The 18733-nt window shown below is 42.0% G+C and carries 22 protein-coding genes; 5 read left to right on the top strand and 17 right to left on the bottom strand.

The window, feature by feature from the left end; all coding sequences use genetic code 11:
* Positions 1 to 87 precede the first annotated feature (87 nt).
* The 4 genes from argC to NC796_RS02290 form a co-directional block, all read right to left on the bottom strand.
* On the bottom strand, positions 88 to 1071 hold the full coding sequence (gene argC, locus NC796_RS02275; RefSeq protein ID WP_310681707.1) for an N-acetyl-gamma-glutamyl-phosphate reductase: 984 nt from the start codon (positions 1069 to 1071) through the stop codon (positions 88 to 90).
* Between the two features lie 74 nt (positions 1072 to 1145).
* The gene (locus NC796_RS02280; RefSeq protein ID WP_310681709.1) at positions 1146 to 2345 is read right to left on the bottom strand and encodes an MFS transporter; all 1200 of its coding nucleotides are present in this window, start codon (positions 2343 to 2345) and stop codon (positions 1146 to 1148) included.
* A gap of 201 nt (positions 2346 to 2546) precedes the next feature.
* The gene (gene folE / locus NC796_RS02285) at positions 2547 to 3155 is read right to left on the bottom strand and encodes a GTP cyclohydrolase I FolE (RefSeq protein ID WP_310681712.1); all 609 of its coding nucleotides are present in this window, start codon (positions 3153 to 3155) and stop codon (positions 2547 to 2549) included.
* A gap of 34 nt (positions 3156 to 3189) precedes the next feature.
* The gene (locus NC796_RS02290; RefSeq protein ID WP_310681714.1) at positions 3190 to 3876 is read right to left on the bottom strand and encodes an FAD-binding oxidoreductase; all 687 of its coding nucleotides are present in this window, start codon (positions 3874 to 3876) and stop codon (positions 3190 to 3192) included.
* Between the two features lie 248 nt (positions 3877 to 4124).
* Here NC796_RS02290 and NC796_RS02295 point away from each other — a divergent pair, with 248 nt between their 5' ends.
* The 5 genes from NC796_RS02295 (at position 4125) to NC796_RS02310 (ending at position 7750) form a co-directional block, all read left to right on the top strand.
* Positions 4125 to 5582: an aminotransferase class V-fold PLP-dependent enzyme gene (locus tag NC796_RS02295; protein WP_310681716.1), complete on the top strand. Its 1458-nt coding sequence runs from the start codon at positions 4125 to 4127 to the stop codon at positions 5580 to 5582.
* A 297-nt stretch (positions 5583 to 5879) separates the two neighbouring features.
* A complete protein-coding gene (locus NC796_RS02300) occupies positions 5880 to 6416 on the top strand; it encodes a DUF4142 domain-containing protein (protein WP_310681717.1) in 537 nt (178 codons plus the stop codon).
* An 8-nt stretch (positions 6417 to 6424) separates the two neighbouring features.
* Complete coding sequence (locus NC796_RS26750) at positions 6425 to 6769, top strand: plastocyanin/azurin family copper-binding protein (RefSeq protein WP_409070344.1); 345 nt, start codon at positions 6425 to 6427, stop codon at positions 6767 to 6769.
* A gap of 259 nt (positions 6770 to 7028) precedes the next feature.
* Positions 7029 to 7325 carry a transposase gene (locus tag NC796_RS02305; RefSeq protein WP_310681718.1) on the top strand — a complete coding sequence of 99 codons (297 nt, stop codon included), beginning with the start codon at positions 7029 to 7031 and terminating at the stop codon, positions 7323 to 7325.
* An 11-nt stretch (positions 7326 to 7336) separates the two neighbouring features.
* Positions 7337 to 7750 (top strand): IS3 family transposase, encoded by a 414-nt coding sequence (locus tag NC796_RS02310; protein ID WP_310681720.1) that lies wholly within the window; start codon positions 7337 to 7339, stop codon positions 7748 to 7750.
* A gap of 190 nt (positions 7751 to 7940) precedes the next feature.
* Here NC796_RS02310 and NC796_RS02315 read toward each other — a convergent pair whose 3' ends face one another.
* The 13 genes from NC796_RS02315 to NC796_RS02375 all read right to left on the bottom strand — a co-directional run bounded on the left by NC796_RS02315 (position 7941) and on the right by NC796_RS02375 (position 18725).
* A complete protein-coding gene (locus NC796_RS02315; protein WP_310681722.1) occupies positions 7941 to 8471 on the bottom strand; it encodes an OsmC family protein in 531 nt (176 codons plus the stop codon).
* Positions 8472 to 8810: 339 nt separating this feature from the next.
* Entirely contained in the window at positions 8811 to 9527 is a 717-nt protein-coding gene (locus NC796_RS02320) for an RNA polymerase sigma factor (protein ID WP_310681724.1), read from the bottom strand.
* Between the two features lie 153 nt (positions 9528 to 9680).
* Entirely contained in the window at positions 9681 to 10376 is a 696-nt protein-coding gene (locus tag NC796_RS02325; RefSeq protein WP_310681726.1) for a response regulator transcription factor, read from the bottom strand.
* A 32-nt stretch (positions 10377 to 10408) separates the two neighbouring features.
* On the bottom strand, positions 10409 to 13564 hold the full coding sequence (gene ccsA / locus NC796_RS02330; protein ID WP_310681729.1) for a cytochrome c biogenesis protein CcsA: 3156 nt from the start codon (positions 13562 to 13564) through the stop codon (positions 10409 to 10411).
* Positions 13565 to 13698: 134 nt separating this feature from the next.
* Positions 13699 to 15000, bottom strand: a complete 1302-nt coding sequence (locus NC796_RS02335; RefSeq protein WP_310681731.1) for a hypothetical protein — start codon at positions 14998 to 15000, stop codon at positions 13699 to 13701.
* A 184-nt stretch (positions 15001 to 15184) separates the two neighbouring features.
* Positions 15185 to 15589, bottom strand: a complete 405-nt coding sequence (locus tag NC796_RS02340; RefSeq protein ID WP_310681734.1) for a cbb3-type cytochrome c oxidase subunit I — start codon at positions 15587 to 15589, stop codon at positions 15185 to 15187.
* A gap of 4 nt (positions 15590 to 15593) precedes the next feature.
* Entirely contained in the window at positions 15594 to 16037 is a 444-nt protein-coding gene (locus tag NC796_RS02345) for a hypothetical protein (protein WP_310681736.1), read from the bottom strand.
* Entirely contained in the window at positions 16037 to 16246 is a 210-nt protein-coding gene (locus NC796_RS02350) for a DUF3565 domain-containing protein (protein ID WP_310681737.1), read from the bottom strand. The genes NC796_RS02345 and NC796_RS02350 overlap by 1 nt, the downstream gene beginning before the upstream one ends.
* Before the next feature lie 6 nt (positions 16247 to 16252).
* Positions 16253 to 16450 carry an acetyltransferase gene (locus NC796_RS02355; RefSeq protein WP_310681739.1) on the bottom strand — a complete coding sequence of 66 codons (198 nt, stop codon included), beginning with the start codon at positions 16448 to 16450 and terminating at the stop codon, positions 16253 to 16255.
* 4 nt (positions 16451 to 16454) lie between these two features.
* Entirely contained in the window at positions 16455 to 16838 is a 384-nt protein-coding gene (locus tag NC796_RS02360; protein WP_310681740.1) for a group III truncated hemoglobin, read from the bottom strand.
* 15 nt (positions 16839 to 16853) lie between these two features.
* Entirely contained in the window at positions 16854 to 17588 is a 735-nt protein-coding gene (ric, locus tag NC796_RS02365) for an iron-sulfur cluster repair di-iron protein (protein WP_310681741.1), read from the bottom strand.
* A 76-nt stretch (positions 17589 to 17664) separates the two neighbouring features.
* Positions 17665 to 18228, bottom strand: a complete 564-nt coding sequence (locus NC796_RS02370) for a plastocyanin/azurin family copper-binding protein (RefSeq protein WP_310681743.1) — start codon at positions 18226 to 18228, stop codon at positions 17665 to 17667.
* 71 nt (positions 18229 to 18299) lie between these two features.
* The gene (locus NC796_RS02375) at positions 18300 to 18725 is read right to left on the bottom strand and encodes an OsmC family protein (RefSeq protein WP_310681745.1); all 426 of its coding nucleotides are present in this window, start codon (positions 18723 to 18725) and stop codon (positions 18300 to 18302) included.
* Between the last annotated feature and the right edge of the window lie 8 nt (positions 18726 to 18733).

The following is an 18733-nucleotide window of genomic DNA, read 5'->3' on the forward strand; positions in this document are numbered from 1 at the left end:
CGAAATCCTTAAACAAGTCTGGGATGACTGCGTTAGGTTGGTAGTTCTTATGTTCCTTAAATGAACACTTTAGAATTATCTATACAATTAGAAATAGCTCGCTTTAAGTTGTAATCCTGCATCCTCACACAGGCCAAGCATCAGATTCATATTTTGTACAGCCTGGCCGGATGCTCCTTTCAGCAAGTTATCAATAGTGCTGGTTATTAGCAGATTATCGCCCAATTTTTGAAGATCGAGCATACATCTATTCGTATTTACGACTTGTTTTAAATGAATTCGATCTGAACTCACATAGGTAAACTGAGCATCGCTATAAAAATCATTGTACAGCTCAATAGCCTGCTTTTCTTCCAAATCAGTTTTCGTGTAAGCTGTCACAAAAATGCCCCGGGTATAATTCCCACGCATTGGGATGATGTTTAACTTTTGATCGAAGTCATTCTGTAATGATCGAATAGATTCTTTGATCTCCCCTTCATGTTGATGGTTCAGGGCCTTGTAAATCGAAATATTACCGTCACGCCTGCTAAAATGTGACGACTTACTCGGTTTCCGACCGGCACCCGTAGAGCCGGTTATGGCTTGTACATGAATATCCTGCTTTAGTTGTTGCTCACTGGCAAGGGGAAGCAGTGCCAATTCTATGGCAGAGGCGTAACAACCGGGATTTGCAACTAGATCAGTTGTTTTAATTTTTTCATGATTTAGTTCGGGTAATCCATATACAAACCGTTTTCCATCTTTATACTCAGCATCTTTTGATAGACGAAAATCGCGACTGATATCTATAATCTTAGTATCATCGGGTAAGGGATTATCTTCCAAGAATGACCGTGAATTACCGTGCCCCATACATAGAAAGATGACATCAACCTCTGGGTTCACAGATTCGGCAAAGTCCATTTCTACCTTGCCGACCAGATCCTGATGGACCGATGTGATCGGTTTCCCTCCCTGGCTACGACTATAGACAAATTCGATAGTTACTCCCGGGTGGTTAACCAACAAGCGAATGAGTTCGCCTGCTGCATATCCACCTCCGCCTACAATTCCAATATTTGGTTTCATAAATAAGTATTGTTTTAGATGTTAAAATGAGATGATAGATGCCGAACTGGCAACTTAATGATTGAATAAAGTTCTTATTTCGAGATAGTTGTATTCCTCCCAGCTCCAAGCCCGGCCAACAATTGGCAAAAGGCAACTGCCAGCAAGAGGATAATGGGACCAGTCCAACTTTGCGTTACATCATGAATCCACCCAAATAACGTTGGCCCGGTTGCGGCCACTAGGTACCACAGTGACTGTGACATTCCTGAAAGTTCAGTAGTCGTTTCTGAGTTCTGTGTTCGTAGGACCATAAATAATAGTGCAAGGCCAAAGCTGCATCCTAATGCAAATCCGATCAGACCTGCCCAAAGGGGTACGAACCTTGTTCCAGGCATCAGAAGACCTGCTATACTTACCAGTTCAATAATGCCAATTATCCAAACGATACCTCGTTGATCCTTAAGGCGTTCGGCATAGGCTGGTAGTACAATGGTGCCCAGTACTCCCATACCCTGAGAAAGTGCAAGCATCCACCCGGCCGTATTGACATCCATGCCCTGACCTATCAGCATTTCGGGAAGCCAGGCCAGCACGACGTAAAAGATGAAGGATTGCAGCCCCATAAATAATGCGATCTGCCAAGCTAGAAGTGATTGCCCCAAGTCACGCAGCGACTTTCGAATGCTTATTGTTCGCTTTGGAAGCGTATGATCCTGCAATTGGGGTATCCAGAATAAAAATGCAGTTATAGAGAGCACTGCCCAACAACCAAGAGAATAGCGCCAGCCCCAACCCAGATCGTTTGCCAGTGGTACACTAATACCTGCTGCCAGTGTAGCACCAGCTCCCATTAAACTTGAATAGAGGCTGGTCATCCATCCTTTATAGTTCGGGAAGTCGCGTTTTACCAGGCTTGGTAGCAATACATTACCCAACGCAATTCCTATACCCAACAGTAGGGTTCCAGCATATAAAGCGGATATAGAAACAATTGATCGTAGTGCAATACCCACAGAAAGTAAGCAGAGAGCTATGCCCAATGTGCCTTCAATGCCCCATTTTCGGGTAAAAAGCGGCGTAAGTGTGGAAAGGAATCCAAAACAAAGTAATGGAAGAGTAGTGATGAGGCCGACCATCCCATGAGAGAGGCCGGTTGCCTTCTGAATAGCTCCAGTCAGAGGGCCTACGGCAGCAAGCGGTGCACGCAGGGTTAAAGCAATAAGAATTATTCCGGCAATTAATGTAAATCTCTTGAAACCAGATTGTGTAATCGTAGTTGTCTTAGTAACCATCAGATTCTACAAAGGTCAGGTAGTCTAATTTCTGTGATTGGGATATGGAGACTAGATATGAGAGCTTGATCTTAGCTAACATGTTTAAATCCTCCCTGTAGGTTTGATTTAAGCCACATTTTTTGGGCACAAATTGTAGAATTGGCTTTCCGTTCAAGACAGAATATCATGATATCTTGCAATAAATGGGTTATTGATAATTTATCGCATCGATTCCAGGAATTCCCGTTTGTATTGATCCTGCTTAAACTTCCCTCCATAAAAACTGGTCTGAGTAGTGCTGTTGGTATCTTTTATACCCCGGGAAGCTACGCATAAATGATCCGCTTCAATGAACACGGCAATATCATCAGTATGCAGGGACTCTTTCAGGGCATCGGCAATTTCCATGGTCAGCTTTTCCTGCACCTGAGGTTTCTGGGCAAAATGCTGAACAAGCCGATTTATTTTTGACAGGCCAACAACATAATCAGAAGGATAGTAAGCAACATGGGCCCTGCCTATAATCGGTACAAAATGATGGGCACAATAGGAGTATAATGTGATATCCTTTTCAATTAACATTTGGTCATAGCCATAGTCATTCTCAAATACTGTCATCTTAGGAAATGAGTTCTCATTAAGGCCATTAAAGATCTCATTTACATACATTTGGGCTACTCGCTGTGGGGTGTCCTTTAAGCTGCTATCGTTTAAATTCAGCCCAAGCACTTGCATGATTCTCAGAAAATAGAATTGAATATGCTCAATTTTTTCATTCTCAGTTAAGTCGTCAAAACTTTTATCAATATTTTTTGAAATAGCTTCCATAGGGTATAGCTAATATTTATCTGAATAATGCTTCTTACTGTTCAAAAACAAGGGTCTCTGGATTGGCACCAAGTGCTTTGAGGTACTTCAACATGGACCTATTGAAAGGAAGAGGACCACATACATAAAATTTTTGGCTTACATCGTCGATTATCTCAGTCAGAAATTGTTGATCGATGAATCCATCCAGGTAACAAAATGTAGAATCGTTGTTTTTATTTCTTCCATTCCCTGTAATGACATTGATGAAATTATCTCCCAGAATCTCCTCTAACTCATTCCTGAGGATGATATCCTGTTCTGTTTTATTTGAAAAAACAAGCGTATTCCCGTCTAACTTATCTTGTCGATAAAGATGACGGATGATAGAGATAAATGGAGTTATGCCGGCACCGCCTGCTAAAAAAGTGCCCTTGCCCTGGTATTGTATAGTACCCCAAGGATCATTAATGATAAGATAATCATTAGTTGTGAGAGTACTCAATTGATTTGTTACACCATCATGATCAGTATAAGTCTTAATAACAAATTCCAGCTTCTCATCTTCAGGTAAAGAAGTAAATGTAAACGGCCTCTTTTCCTCTCTCCATCCATCCTTGTCTATTGAAACTTCGGTTGCCTGACCTGGGATGAATGAATAGTTATCGGGCTTCGACAGGGTAAATTGCTTTACATCGTGAGTAATTGTCTGAATATCTAAAATGGGAAGTGTGTATGACATGGTCGCTTGTATTATAAATTTGACTAATCTAGCCCATTAGATCGGAAAACCAAACCTATGGTTACAAACTTTCTCAATGTATTCGAAAATTGTTAAAGGGCTATTATAATGCGCGGAATGTCTGAAAGCCCATTCTAAAAGTATCATTTCCCATTTTTGTGGGATTTACTTTTTTTTTGATATTAAACTGCTTCCCGACAGCCTTTGTAAAGTTCGAGTTCAATTAAAACTAATCTGTTATAAGAAATATGGATCAACAGCTAAAAAAATTGGAATATGAAGCTCGCAAACTTGAATATAGGGCTGAAGAACAGAGTAATATTTTACAAAAGGCTCGAAAATATGGAGAAAGCTTTATCGAAAATATTTCCACTCTTCCAGCCTATGTAGAATCAGAAGATATGGGGCGTGATATTTATGACTTGCCGTTTGAGGAACATTCCAAGGATATGGATACCCTGCTCGATGTCTTAAAATCGGAGGTAGATACACCCGGTTTGAATCCCGCATCCGGCAAGCATGTTGGTTACATCCCAGGTGGGGGGCTTTACCCTTCAGCTATTGCCGATTATCTGGCGGCAGTAACGAACCGCTATGCTGGTGTTTTCTTTTCCGCCCCTGGTGCCGTACGCCTCGAAAATATGTGTATTCGGTGGATGAATGACCTTGTTGGATATCCTGAGGGGGCATCTGGAAATCTGACATCAGGAGGGTCAATTGCCAATCTAATCGGATTGGTTATGGCCCGAGACAATGCTGAAATACAGGCTAAAGACTTTGCCCGTACTGTGATATATACTACGAGACAAGTGCATCACTGTGTAATGAAAGCTATTAAATTCGCTGGTCTTGATGATGCTATTGTGCATAATATTCCAATGGATGAACAATTTCGAATGAGGGTCGAGAAACTCGAAAAACAGATCAAAGTTGACCGTAACGAAGAATTAATACCGTTAGTTATTTTTGCTTCTGCAGGTACAACTGACCTTGGGGCTGTTGATCCAATAAATGCAATTGCTGATATCTCTGAAAAAGAAAGTATTTGGTACCATGTGGATGCAGCTTATGGCGGTTTTTTTCTGCTTACAGAACATGGAGAAAAAAAGTTGGCAGGTATCGAAAGAGCAGATTCTATCACTATTGATCCACATAAAGGATTGTTTTTACCCTATGGATCTGGTGCACTACTCGTTAAAGAAGGAGAAAAGTTATATAAATCCCAGCATATGACAGCACACTATATGCAGGATGCTTACAAGGCTACTGAAGAAGTATCGCCTGCTGATTTATCACCAGAATTATCTAAGCATTTCCGGGGGTTACGGATGTGGCTTCCTCTGCAACTTTTTGGTATTAAACCTTTTCGAGCAGCGCTGAAGGAAAAGCTTTTGCTGACGCGCTATTTTTATCAAGAAGTACAGAAAATCAGCGGCATAGAAGTTGGGCCTGAACCTGAACTTTCAGTAATGTATTTTCGATATATACCGGGTGAAGGCGACCCTGACCAATTCAATAAAAGACTGGTTGATGAAATCCATAGGGATGGACGTGTATTCCTCTCATCAACGCATTTAAAAGAGAGGTTTTATCTTAGGGTTGCCGTATTGAATTTTAGAACACATCGTGAAGAAGTAGATCTCATTTTATCTATTCTTCGTGAAAAAATTAAAAAAATAACAGAAATGGGTTCTTTCTCTGAATGATGTCCAAATTTTTACCTCAACTTATTTATTGACATAAATATTTTTCTAGATCATATCGTAGTTGGTTTGTAAATAAATCATATCTATCTCTAAAAGTCGAAACGGCTTATCTAACTAGTATGGCCATCAGTCTATTATTCCCAGCTTAAAGTCATGCTGGTTTATCAGGGTAACCTTTTAGCGCTTTCTCTTCCGCTGTCTTAAGTATTGAAATAAAATCCAATCTTTTTTGTAACCAATCTGAATTTACTTAGATCTAATGGGTGAATTTTAAGCTCAATTAAAACCAATCCAATAATGAAAGTACTAAACCGTCTTCCCTCATTAATAGCAATTCTTTTTTTCGTATTGACTTTAAATACGAATGCACAAAATGGTGAACAGTTTAATGATGCAGAAATTGCTGCCATAGCTGTAGCTGCCAACGATATAGATATCAAGTATGCCGAAATAGCAAAGGATAAAAGCAGCAATAAAGAGATATTGAATTTTGCGAATACGATGGTCAATGACCACACAGCGGTTATAAATCAGGCTGTGGAACTGGTAACAAAGCTCGGAGTGGAACCACAGCCCAACGCTTTGAGCAAAAAATTAAACGAAGACGCCCAAAAGACCAGGGAAATGCTACAAGGTAAATCTGGTAAGGCATTTGACAAGGCATACATAGAAAATGAGGTGGCTTATCACAAAGCGGTAATTAATGCCGTGCGAAATGTTCTAATTCCGGACACCGAAAATAAAGAGCTGAAAGATTTGCTTGAAGTGGTGCTACCAGCACTTGAAACCCATCTGGAACATGCGGAGTCAGTTCAAAAGAAGATAGTTGGATGATTTATAGTATGCGATTTTATGTATTGTTAACAATTTGGATATTGCTCATTGCCCTGACTGGTTGCTCAAAGACAAAAGGGGACTCCCCTGATAAAGCCGGTAAAACACATATTGTGGAGATAAAGAAGATGAAGTTTATCCCCTCCGAAATAACGGTGGCACCCGGTGATTCAGTACAATGGATCAATAGGGATATTGTTGCTCATAATGTTACAGAGGAGTTCTCAACCGACTGGAAATCGCCAGATCTTAAAATAGGCGAATCATTCACTTTACAAGTAAATAACACTGAATCCTATTTATGCACACTACATCCCGTAATGACAGGTAGAATAATATTGAAAGGTGATTGATTTCCCATGCGACAGCTCACCTCCCTTCACCTCGACTCCATGGTGAAGGTCCCCGGCCCCGGCAGCCCGCACTTGTCGGGGCCATTTTTATGTATAAGGGGTAGCAATAGATCTTATGCTTAAAGCCAAATGTTAGCATGTTTCCCTCTTAGGCCTAAGAGCTATCCTAAGAGCTATACTGAACTTGAACCTGCTACATTTTGGTGGACACCCCGTTAAGCCATAGATTGTCAGCTGCAATTTATGACCAATAACCATTATGAGTAAAAGACGAAGTTACAGTAAAGAGTTTAAACTGGACGTGATCCAGCAAAGTTACCAACGGGACAATATACGCGAGTTGGCTGATGAGTTAGGAATTGACCCGGGGCTTATCTACGCTTGGAGATCGAAATATAAACAACAACCCCAACAGTCCTTTCCGGGCAAAGGTATTCCCAGCCGAACGCCCGAAAAGAAGGAGTTGGCCGAATTAAAGAAAGAGCTGGCTGACGTGCGGATGGAGCGGGATATCCTAAAAAAGACGATGGGCATCTTCACCAAGAAAAACGGGTAATCTTCGGATTTATGGCTACCTGCAAGAACATATTCCCCATTGCGGGAATGTCCGAGGTATTCGGGGTAAGCAGAAGCGGCTATTACAGCTGGACGGGCCGCGAGCCCTCTGATCGCGCCAAAGAAAACAAGCGTCTAAAGAAGAAAATAAAGAAGATTTGGCTGGATTCCGGGAAGACCTATGGTAGTCCCCGTACTCACCAGCAACTGCTGCGGAACGGGGAAACCGCCAGCCGCCCAAGAGTGGCTAGGCTGATGAGAAAAGAAGGCATCCAGAGCCAGATTCGCCCGAAATGGGTAACTACCACCGATTCGAAACACACCCTGCCGGTGGCCCCAAACCGGTTGGATCAGGAGTTTGCCCCCCCGCCGATTAGGTCAGGTTTGGGTAAGCGACATCACCTATATCCCCAGCACCCAGGGTAGATTAAAGCGAGTTGTCCTATGATCATAGATCTATTAATGTTTATATATGGTGTTTGAATCTGTTCAGTTCTTCACCTGTCGATGAAAGTACTACTGATGGCTTCAGTAGTACAGATCTTACTTACCTTTGTACAAAAAATTATCCTGCCCGAAATCTAATATATCCGGACAGGATAATAGAGGACATCAGTCAGCTGGAAACGGCTTTCGAGTGATTGACGGTGCCGGAGATGGGAGCCCCATTGGCGACATTATCGAACATGGGAGAATTTTTTTCGGCTGCCGCTTTGATTTGCTGCAGGGTCTCCTCATCCGCATCGGTTTCTACTTCTACCTCGTAGTTGATCTCTGGGAATCCGGGACGGACCCCATCGTCAATGTCGAGGTATCCTCTCAGGTCATACGGTGCGGACACCTTGATCTTGAGGTTTTTATAGTCGATGTCGTGAAAGTTGGCATTGGTAACCCAGCCTATAGTTAGGCAAGAGCCCAGGGAGGCTAACAACAGCTCCATCGGGTCGATGCCGGTGTCACCGCCGCCCAGGGGCTTTGGTTCATCCGTAGTTATTTCAAAGCTGCGGGCCTTGTTGACGGCCACCGCCCCATCCTTCCAGATGGTTACGGATTCAAATTTACCTTTCCCTTTTTCAGGATCCTCAGAAACAGCTTCTTTGGTTTGAGAATAGGTTTCGATATCGAGTGTTTGGCATGTACCAGACATAGTATTCATGTTTTGGTTGAGGTTATAATAAAAAAGGCCTCACCACAAATCAGTGTGATGAGTTGCTATAAAATTTTAATCTCTTGTGGGTTAAAGTATCCTGCTTTTCCAAATTATTTTCACTATCAGACGTTGACGGGTATTCTAATTCTTTCGATCTGTTAATAAATAATTTAGGATCAACACTTTTAAGTTTTCTTAAAATATCTTCATTTATATCATTTTGGCAGGTGGGACACCAAAGCTTCTTATTTTACTAAGTGTCGTGTTTGCCGGAATTTCATACTATTCAAAAAAACTTGGTATTGACAAGCAGGAGTGAGAGTTATGCCTGTGTAATCACTTATTACTACGTGCCTCATTGATTAATTGCATAACACTGAATACCAACCTGTCACATCGTTCTCCAAGGAAATTGAAAATCTCGGTATCTGAAACTTTCCGTTCAATTTCTTCCTGGAGCATCTGCTTGGCACGATGAAGCCGTACCTTTACATTTGATTGGGTCAATTCCAAGCATTCAGCCGTCTCTTTGGTATCCATTTGTTCTATCTCCCGCATGAGGTATACAGAACGATATTTAGGCGGAAGATTACTTATCACTTTCTCCAAAAGATTTTTGAAATCCTTCTGAATGGTATCGTTTTCTGGTGTATTTTTTTCGTTTACCATATACTCATTTATAGCCATATCACTATTTACTAATTGCAGGTTAGAATAGCGTTTCTGTTTATTAAGATATTTGAGCGCTTCATTAATAGCTATTCGTGTAATCCACGTCGAAAACTGGGCCTCTCCACGAAAAGAATTGAGATTCTCGTACACCTTCATGTAGGTAATTTGAAGGGTATCTTTAATGGCTTCTTCATCGGAAATGTACGATCGTTGAACTCGGAACAGGCGCTGGTTATACCTGCGCATTAATACTTCAAAAAGTTGGCTTCTGCCACCAATAATTTTTTTAACAATTTCGGAATCTGTTAAATGACTATACTTTGCAGCGGAGACAAATGTATGATCACTAAATCCTGAATCATCTTCTATTTTTTTAAGCATGATACTACCCTGGAAATTGAAAGGTTTTAGACATTATTCCTGTTTATCTTTTCGTTTGATCTCCGAACAGGGGCCCCGGTTACAAACTTTTTGGTATATGGATAAATATTTTATTCCAATACAGTTCAATGCACTAACAATGTGTAATTTATCTTATAACTTACTCTTGTCCAATCCATAGCCTAAACCACGATATGTTCTAATAATATTGCTTAGATCGCCCAGTTTTTGTCTCAAATTCTTAATATGGGCATCTACAGTACGATCAAAGACAAAACGGTCTTCGGGAAAAACGGAGTTTAAAATTTTCTGTCTGGAAAAAACTTTTCCAGGATTCTTGAAAAACAGTTCGGCTAGGTAAAATTCGGTGTGCGTGAGTGCTACTCTGTCATCATTGATAAACAAATTTTTGGAGTAAAGATCTACATAGATATCTCCATACTCCAACCACGTGGTCTTATTAGGATTTTGTCTCCTGAGAAGTACATCAATTCGTGTTTTTATCAGCTTTAAACCAACAGGCTTTGTGATATAGGCATCTGCTCCAGACTTTAGTCCCTCAATTTCATTGTTCTCCTGAGTGCAGGAGGAGACAAATAGTATCGGAATATGCTTTAGTCGAGTATGTTTTCTAATAAACCTACAGATGCTGTTGCCATCTGCATCTGGTAGTAGCGCATCCAGTGCTGCCAAATGTATTTCATCAGAGTGTTTCTCTATTATTTTTAAAGCACTGCGTGCAGTTGGGGCATGCAATACATTGTAATGGAACTTCGCAAGAAAAATAGAAAGTTCTGTTGCTTGTTCGATATCATTATCGACCAAAAGTATTGTGTGGTAAACCTCCATAATATTTGTCTTAAAGTTTAAAATTTAATTATTCACCTGGTACCGTAGATCCCTTTTCTCAAGTACTTTCTATCTTTTAGATAGGCAAATGAAGCAAGCAGTGCTATTGCTGCGATGGAATAGTAAATAAAGTTAGGAGTGACGATTTTATCACCACTTGCATACGAATGGAGACCGGTTAAATAGAAATTCACTCCGAAGTAAGTCATTAAAATAGAATAGTAGGCCAACACACTCATTAAACTAAACAGCCATTTACCTTTTAGTGCTGGCACTATGCGCATGTGAATAACAAAGGCATAGACTATGATACTTATCAGTGCCCAGGTTTCCTTGGGATCCCAACCCCAATAACGTCCCCAGCTTTCATTAGCCCACTGTCCCCCTAAGAAGTTCCCAATTGTAAGCATAACCAGCCCGATAGTAAGGGATAGTTCAGTAATGTAAACAAGCTCGGTGACTCCAACTTTTATCCTGGCCTTATTTTTATTGTTGGCAAAAACCATAAAAAACAGCGTAATCAATCCCAGGATCATTCCCAATGTAAAAGGGCCATAACTTGCGACGATAATCGCCACATGGACCATCAGCCAATAGGAGTTCAAAACCGGCTGTAAATTTGCAATGGCTGGGTCCATCCAATTCCAATGGGCAACCATTAGTATTATTGAAGATACGAATGCTGTTGCCCCCAGCGTGAGAGGTGACTTCCGCCCCAAATACAATCCAAACAGCATCGTAGCCCAGCTTACATATACAATGGACTCATACGCATCGCTCCATGGGGCATGTCCTGCTATATACCAGCGCATAACCAAACCTATACTATGCAATAAAAACAGGAGCCCTATATTCCAGTGCAGTATTGTAGTGCTAACTGTAACCCATTTGCTACGCCAAAAAACACGCAGTACTCCCATGATTATCATTACTGCCCCGGATAACAGGTACCAAAGGAACAGCTTCTCAAAAATGTTATACTCATTATATATTATCTCAGCCGATATTTTGCTTTCACTTGGGCGTACCTCATATCCATACTTTTTTTGATAATTCACGATCTTTTGAAGAAAATTGTTGGTTTCATTGTAGTCACCTGTTGAGACGGCTTCAGAAAGTGAAGAGAGGTACAATGGTAAAATGTTTTTTATGAATAGAGAATCGGACTTATTCAACGCAGACTGCTCTAGTTCGGAGAATGAAACCCACCTATTGTTGGAATCTTCTGGAATGGGGAAAATTCTCAAAATTTTACCACTCAAGACGAAATGTAGTAGGTTTGCTTTTCTGTCTAAGTCAATGACATCCTTTTGAAATTGATTTGGTATGAACGCCTGATAAGCCTCACCCAAAAGCATTGATAATTTGTAGCGCCCATCCTCATCAAATAGATTTTCCAAGGCTATATATTCGGTTTGAGGGGATAGTCCCAGCATCCGCAGCAGCTGCTGGTTTTTATTTTTAATTTTGATAAAGGGAACTTCGTACCAAAACTCTGGGAATTGAATAATCGACAGAAATACTTGGTCAGCAGCATAATTTTTAAAAGAGCTGGCGTTATAGACCTTGCGCAGCAGTTCGGATGAAAAGGTGTTAACAGGCTTCATTCTGCCTCCGCCATCCTGTATGACCAATCTTCCAAATTTCTCCGCATGATCATTACTAACAATATGTTCTGAAAGGGATGATCTAAGTCCATCATCTTCAATATTGAAATCACCAGGCGTTTGAGCTCCCAGAGCTGAACTCGACAGAACAATAAAGAATAAAGGTAAGCCGACTTTTCTTGAAGACAGGACCTTTAATTTCTTACGAATCCTGCCAAACCTGGAATTATTGTCAAATAAGATTGATATTAGCCCGATGTAAAGGAGGAAATAACCAGTATAGGTAATCCATGTACCCCAAAAGTCATGATTAACTGAAAGAATGGTACCACGTTCGTCCGGATGAAAGGATGCCTGGAAGAAGCGGTATCCATCGTAATCCAGCACATTGTTCATGAATATTTTGGTATCGAAACTTTTTGCACCAGCTATAACAGTAACTTCACTCTCAAAGGACGAATAGCTTTTTTCGGTTCCCGGGTACTTCTTCGCGGTGAAGTCACGAAGTGTTAGTTTAAAGGGAAGTTCATGCACCTTACTACCCAAGGAGATCGTAAATGTAAGCCCATTGTGCTCAAAAATTATAGGAGAGCCCCTCTTTCCCTTATTGCCTTTTACAACTACTTCCCTTTTACTATCACCTGATTCGATATTTAATATGAGTATATCTTCCGTTTCATTATCCGTGTAATCATTATTCGACTCATAATCCAGAAATCCCTGCTTGGGCAATTGCGGCACAACCAGTTGCATTTCGCCTAAGTCATACACCCATTTGTACATAAGTCTAGCTGGTTCATTGCTATGCAGATGCTTCTGCAGTTCATCAGACATGCGAGTAAAGGTCCCCTCAATTGGTGAGTTTATTGAATATGAATCTCCATCTTTAATTATGTTGATTGCCCCATTGACATATTTGCTAAATGAGAACAACACATTATTAATAAGCTGTGGCTCTCCTTCTTGCAGAAAATACTCGCCAGATGAACCATTATGAGCGATAACCATTTTTAGGTATAAATCACCATCCGGATTTTTCTGTATGATACGCTTGGCATTCATTACATATCTATTTAATGAGATCCGAAATGATTTATCCCCGAGCTGCTCCTGTATTTTGAAATGATTATCTGTAACTGGAGATAATAGAATAGGTCGTCGAATGGTTGTCCGTTGGAGTTGATCGTTGGTTTTTCCTTCAACAACGGCTATCAGGTAATTCTTTTTTGACAACACACGGTTTGTTGTCTCTCCCTCTCTTATAGACATTGTTCCCTCAAATCCAAGATATCTTGTCCAAGAGGCTCCAACAATGATTAGCATAAGAGCTAAATGCAGGAGAAGGACCAGCCATTTTTCTTTTTTTAGTAAATTGTAACGCCCGATATTTGCTATAAAGTTTATTATTAGCAGGACCATAATACCCTCGAACCACCAAGAGTTATAGACCAATTTTCTGGCAGTTTCCGTATTATACCAGTGTTCTATGAAGGTCCCGTATCCCATTGCTACTGCAAAGAGAATGAAGAGCAATGCCATTAAACGGGTAGAAATAAAAAGCGATAAAAGTCTCTTCGTCATCACGGTATATTATTATTCAGGGAAGGAGAGATGAAAAATGGAATGACCCAGAGATGATATAGAGATACCCAAGGTTAGCTAAAGCCAGGGTAGTGAACCTTAGTAACCCAGAGTACCCCCGTTCATGTTTATTCCTAGAGTGATTTTAAGTATTCAACCAAGTCAGACTTCTCCTTGGCTGATAGATTCAAATCGAAATGATTGTTGTAGTGATCAACTACCTCAAGCAAATCTGTAAAACGTCCATCGTGATAATAACCACCGTTTGATCGGGCCCAGACTCCCCTTAAAGGCGTAGTTCTATACATGCCAGTGGGTGATCTGTCAGCTTCAAATGAATCTATGCCAATTTCTTCAGGGCTATGCAATCTTCTTTCAGAATCAGAAAACGTGGGTCCTGTATGACATGAAGCACAGTCGGCTTTTCCGATAAATAGGCCTTTCCCTCTTTTGGCAGCCTGTACATCAAAACTTCCTTCAGGAGGAACCGGGGTATCCAGTGAAACTTGGTATTCGAGAAGAGCTGGCAATTTTGAAGTGATCAGATCTTCATCATTTTGGATATCATAGAATTGATTTTCAGTAGCTATCGGAAATTGTTCCGAATTATTCAACCTGGGATCATTGAAATTCCCAATGCCGTGCATCTCAATGTTGGCTACAAATGCATTCCAATAGCTAACATCTCCCCAGCCTGTGTACGTTGCACGGCTTTCCTTTGTCAAGCCATAAGCTGCCGGTAACAGGTTGGCCGCAACACTTCCGTCGGGTCGAAGGGCGATACCATCTACCATAAGACCTGCATTAAATTTACCCGGGCCCCACGAGCTCAGAACGGTTCGTAATGTAGATTCATCCACATGCAGAAGGTCTGCAACTGGTTGGGCATTGTCGGTTAAACTTATAATGGCACCAACGTTTAAATCCCGGTTGGGCCAACCATCCAGACGTTTACCAATGCCAGCGGCAAAAGAATTGTCAACACTGGAATGACAGACCGCACAGGTTATACCCAGTTTAGTCATTTCACCCTGCTCACTGAATGTTCCTTTAACTCCTACAACAGCATCTAATTTCAAAAGCGCCACCGTAGTTGCGGGATCATCCAAGTCAACTTTTCCAGCATTAATGGCTGCTACCAATTCAGGGGGCAGAGCCTCTGAATCTACTTTCAGGCCTACGCTTAAAGCGGTATTTGGACTTACCCCCGGCCCGTATCCCCCATTATCTTTGCCAAGGATCGCTTTATCTATATGCAATATTCCACTCCAAAAGGCCTCGTCTCCAAAAGTATCGTACCTGAATATTTCCCGGCCTTCTTCAATAAGTTGAGGGTCAAGTGTTTCAGTCTCTTTCTCAGATGGGTCAAAAACATCACACTGTGTCAAAAATATGGCTACAGCTAATAGTAAAATAGAGGTACTTATCTTTTTCATAATCTTGTAAATTTTGAATGCAGAAAAGGCGGGGAAGAAGTCAGTTGTTGAGTTCACCCAACTTTTTCATTTGTGAGCTATTTAATAGATCTGAATTTTAATGGTGGGGTTACAAAAAAAATGAAATTATTTTGAAGAGATGCGAAAGTGGTAGTTCAACCACCCTATTGAGACTATACGAATACTAATTATAGCTTAAAACACGCTGCCAGTGTAGCATTATAAACAGAAGTACAGCTACAGCTTCAAATCCTCTACCCGCCAGTGCCAATGGCAATTTAGTCAGTAGGATGGCATCTACAATCATTAAAAATATCCCAATATTAAATATAGCGACGATTAGCTTTGCCACTTTTGTATTACCACGCGAAGAATCTTCCAGGTACCTGGGCAATATCCAGTAGGCGGTACCCATTGTGAACTGAATAATCCATCCAAAGATAAGCAGCTCAATATGAACGGGAAGCAGGGACCACATAGCCGGATGCAGAGGGTATGATTTGTGTATCAACAGAAGGGCTCCAATAATCATCCCAACCAAGAGGCACCCAAAAGAAGAACGAATGAGCCATCGGCTTGGAGCAGGCATAACACTATCGGTTTCGTTTTTGTTTGCGTTTACGCATGCGCTGCTTCTTTGACTGAACGCGCGGCCACATTTCAATCACATAGGTCCCCCCGCCGCTTACTTGCAAGATGGCAGAACCTACTACCAGAATATCCCAAATAGTGAGTGTGGAATAGAGGAGCATCGGTTCAGCAATAAAGCGTAGCACCAAACCAGTATTCAAAAAAATGTAGGTGAGCCATGCCCAGATTTGGGCCTTGAATCCCTCCTCCCGGGTACGCCCGGGAAACATCCAGAGCGAAACACCGAATATGATCTGAGTAATCCATCCTACCATCAGGGCGTGCCAGAATAGCGGCATCAGGCGTGGAAGGGGTAACGATTTTATTTCAAGTGCAACACCAAGGATCAGGGCCACCATGAAGAAGACAAATCCGGTTTTGATAAACGTTCGTGCTACGTGTGGCATTATCCTGTATGGTCTTTTGGTTCACCGCGGTCACATTTCTTACAATCCAATTTTACTCCAATATGAGATTCTCTTCCCGACTTGGTCGTGACCCAGGGACGTAGCTGCCATGGAGGATCGTGCCGTACATGCTGGTTATGGCCACACCCTAATCGGGCAACCCAGTGGTCCTCCTCGTCGGTATGATATCCTATGATTGGTTGCTCCACTCCTTTTTAGTCCTGCTTTTTCAAAATATTCTCAAGGTTGAGCGACTGTATGGATCCAACCGCTGATTCGATGGCCCCTTCCATACATAGCCCGCTCATCGAGGCATCCCGGAACCCTTCTTGCGCGGCTTTAATACATGCGTTGCGGACCTTTTTCGCGACCTCCATTCGATCTGCAAAATCCCTCTGATCACTACTATCCATTCCTTTATTCCTTCTTTTGATTTATAAGCCCGTCTCTTTTCATACGCAGCTCAAAAGATGAGGCAATATTGTGGGCCAGTTTTTTGGCATGTCGGGCCTTTTCTCCCCGGTAATGGTTATCTACGGTTTCTTCAAACAATCGGTACCACCGGTCAAAATCTCCCTCCTCGATGGGCAAAGGGAGGTGCTGACGAAATGGGCGTCCGGTGTACCGGCCTGTCTGAAACAGCAGGTTTGACCAAAAAGCAACCATCTTGGGCAGATGGCTGTCCCAGTCAACTTCGGCAAAATCGTTGAAGATATATCCCAGCCGTTCATCATTTCGCACTTTTTCATAAAAACTGTGGACGAGCCGTTCTACGTCCCGTTCATTTTGGATGTCATCCATAATATAGAGTCAACGTTAGTTTCTATTCTGATAAAGCGATTTCTCCAATTGAAGCGCCTTTGGAAACAGGATGTTATTCTCCAGGTGGACGTGTTTATGCAGGTCCCTTTCGAAGGCCTCCAGGTTTTCAAACAGCAGCTGGTAGGTGGTACAGGCATCTTCCGGCGGAGTAAAATCATCGCTCAGCTCGCGGATCGTCCTCATGGCAGCGCCGGCATCGTCGTGCTCCTGCTCCATCATGGCAATAGGATCTGCGGCCTGGCCAAAGTCAGGTCGGTCCGGCTTTCGCCCTTGTTGTCTTGCCTCAACAAGCTGCTTTACATATGGGAACAGGATCTCTTCTTCCTTGTCCAGGTGGTTGATCATTTCGCCGTGCAGCATGGTAAACTCGTGGTAGATCTGCTTCAGTTCGGGATGGTTCTCACCGTGTACACTGGCTACTTTCTTCGTGTATGCTCCAATCTCGGGTAGCTTATTTCGGGAAAACTTGTGATGATTATTGACAATGTAATCGATTAGAAAGTCAAGCGACCACTGGTTGTAATTGTCTTGTGCCCCGTTCTGTTTTTCATCTAGCTGACGCAGGGCTTGCTGTACTTCCTGGTAATCTACACCGCGGTCTTTACAAGCCTCTTTAACGGTTTTATTGCCGCCGCAACAAAAGTCGAGATTAAAAGAGCGAAACACTTGTGCGGTGCGATAGTCTTCCGCAACCAATTGTCCAATGGTCTGATTTTTTAGTTGGTTCATGGTTTGTCCTTTTCATTTATAAAGACCACAACCGGGTGATAAATAACCGATCACCCGGTCGTGGTTATTTCGATAGTCACTCAACATTTAGAGTACCTTCCATGCCGGCTGCATAATGGCCGGGGAATGAACATATAAACGGATAATCACCCGTTTCCTCTGGAACCGTAAAGGTAACTTTAACGGTTTCGCCACCGGCAGCCAGATCAGTTTGAGCTATAATCTGATCGGTCAAATCGGAAGGAATATAGCTGTTGTCTTTAGCTTTAATTGCCGCACTATTAAAAGCATCAACATCTGCCGAGAGTGTCAGCAATATAAAATTGTGTGCCATAGAGGTAGCCGGCATCTGACTTTGGGTTGTCAGTTGAATACGAATCGTTTCGCCGGGTTCTGCCGATATCGTTTCCAGCTCAAGCATGCCGTCACTGCCCACCTCCGTACCGGTGGTGATCCCTTGCTGGTTTTCATCTTTGACGACATACTTCATTTGATTAACACCGACAATATTAATCGTACGAACATCGGATGATTGATTTGTAGCTGTTTGACTCTCTTGGGTTTGGTTCTGGTTCTCAGAGCCCCCACAAGCAGTAACAAACAATAAAACAAGTGGGAATAGATAAGTCAGATAACGCATAATGTGATGAGATAGATTTGAAATTAGAATTTCACTTAGTATCAGGAGCTTATCTATAAGAAGTTAAGCACCTATTTTAATGTCGCTTCTAGTGTAATATTCGTTCCGGCTAGCGCTTTCGATACCGGGCATCCTTCTTTGGCACCTTCAGCAAATTGCTGAAATGTGCTATTGTCGATACCAGGGACATTCGCCTCAGTAATTAATTTTATCCCGGTAATAGCTGGTCCATCGCCGGTAACTTCAAAGGTGACTTCTGCTCGCGTGTCAACTGACTGTGGATCGTGACCGGCCTCTGCCAATTCGTTGGAGAGGGCCATCGAATAGCACCCGGCATGGGCGGCTCCGATCAACTCCTCGGGATTGGTCCCTTTACCATTCTCAAATCGAGAGGTAAAGGTGTATTCTCCCTGATAGGAACCGCTGTCAAATTGCATGACGCCGTTTCCATTTTTCAGATCTCCGTTCCATTGTGCATTTGCTTTACTTGTAGGCATAGTACTAT

It is taken from the genome of Aliifodinibius sp. S!AR15-10 (assembly GCF_031569985.1).
GTDB lineage: Bacteria > Bacteroidota > Rhodothermia > Balneolales > Balneolaceae > JAMQKA01.

Coding starts and splice junctions, on each gene's coding strand:
- NC796_RS02305 (WP_310681718.1), top strand. CDS start 7,029: ATGAGTAAAAGACGAAGTTACAGTAAAGAGTTTAAACTGGACGTGATC.
- NC796_RS02375 (WP_310681745.1), bottom strand. CDS start 18,725: ATGCCTACAAGTAAAGCAAATGCACAATGGAACGGAGATCTGAAAAAT.
- NC796_RS02300 (WP_310681717.1), top strand. CDS start 5,880: ATGAAAGTACTAAACCGTCTTCCCTCATTAATAGCAATTCTTTTTTTC.
- NC796_RS02325 (WP_310681726.1), bottom strand. CDS start 10,376: ATGGAGGTTTACCACACAATACTTTTGGTCGATAATGATATCGAACAA.
- NC796_RS02360 (WP_310681740.1), bottom strand. CDS start 16,838: ATGGATGACATCCAAAATGAACGGGACGTAGAACGGCTCGTCCACAGT.
- NC796_RS02290 (WP_310681714.1), bottom strand. CDS start 3,876: ATGTCATACACACTTCCCATTTTAGATATTCAGACAATTACTCACGAT.
- NC796_RS26750 (WP_409070344.1), top strand. CDS start 6,425: ATGCGATTTTATGTATTGTTAACAATTTGGATATTGCTCATTGCCCTG.
- NC796_RS02340 (WP_310681734.1), bottom strand. CDS start 15,589: ATGCCTGCTCCAAGCCGATGGCTCATTCGTTCTTCTTTTGGGTGCCTC.
- NC796_RS02315 (WP_310681722.1), bottom strand. CDS start 8,471: ATGTCTGGTACATGCCAAACACTCGATATCGAAACCTATTCTCAAACC.
- ric (WP_310681741.1), bottom strand. CDS start 17,588: ATGAACCAACTAAAAAATCAGACCATTGGACAATTGGTTGCGGAAGAC.
- NC796_RS02335 (WP_310681731.1), bottom strand. CDS start 15,000: ATGAAAAAGATAAGTACCTCTATTTTACTATTAGCTGTAGCCATATTT.
- NC796_RS02295 (WP_310681716.1), top strand. CDS start 4,125: ATGGATCAACAGCTAAAAAAATTGGAATATGAAGCTCGCAAACTTGAA.
- NC796_RS02355 (WP_310681739.1), bottom strand. CDS start 16,450: ATGGATAGTAGTGATCAGAGGGATTTTGCAGATCGAATGGAGGTCGCG.
- folE (WP_310681712.1), bottom strand. CDS start 3,155: ATGGAAGCTATTTCAAAAAATATTGATAAAAGTTTTGACGACTTAACT.
- NC796_RS02345 (WP_310681736.1), bottom strand. CDS start 16,037: ATGCCACACGTAGCACGAACGTTTATCAAAACCGGATTTGTCTTCTTC.
- NC796_RS02310 (WP_310681720.1), top strand. CDS start 7,337: ATGGCTACCTGCAAGAACATATTCCCCATTGCGGGAATGTCCGAGGTA.
- NC796_RS02280 (WP_310681709.1), bottom strand. CDS start 2,345: ATGGTTACTAAGACAACTACGATTACACAATCTGGTTTCAAGAGATTT.
- ccsA (WP_310681729.1), bottom strand. CDS start 13,564: ATGACGAAGAGACTTTTATCGCTTTTTATTTCTACCCGTTTAATGGCA.
- NC796_RS02320 (WP_310681724.1), bottom strand. CDS start 9,527: ATGCTTAAAAAAATAGAAGATGATTCAGGATTTAGTGATCATACATTT.
- NC796_RS02370 (WP_310681743.1), bottom strand. CDS start 18,228: ATGCGTTATCTGACTTATCTATTCCCACTTGTTTTATTGTTTGTTACT.
- argC (WP_310681707.1), bottom strand. CDS start 1,071: ATGAAACCAAATATTGGAATTGTAGGCGGAGGTGGATATGCAGCAGGC.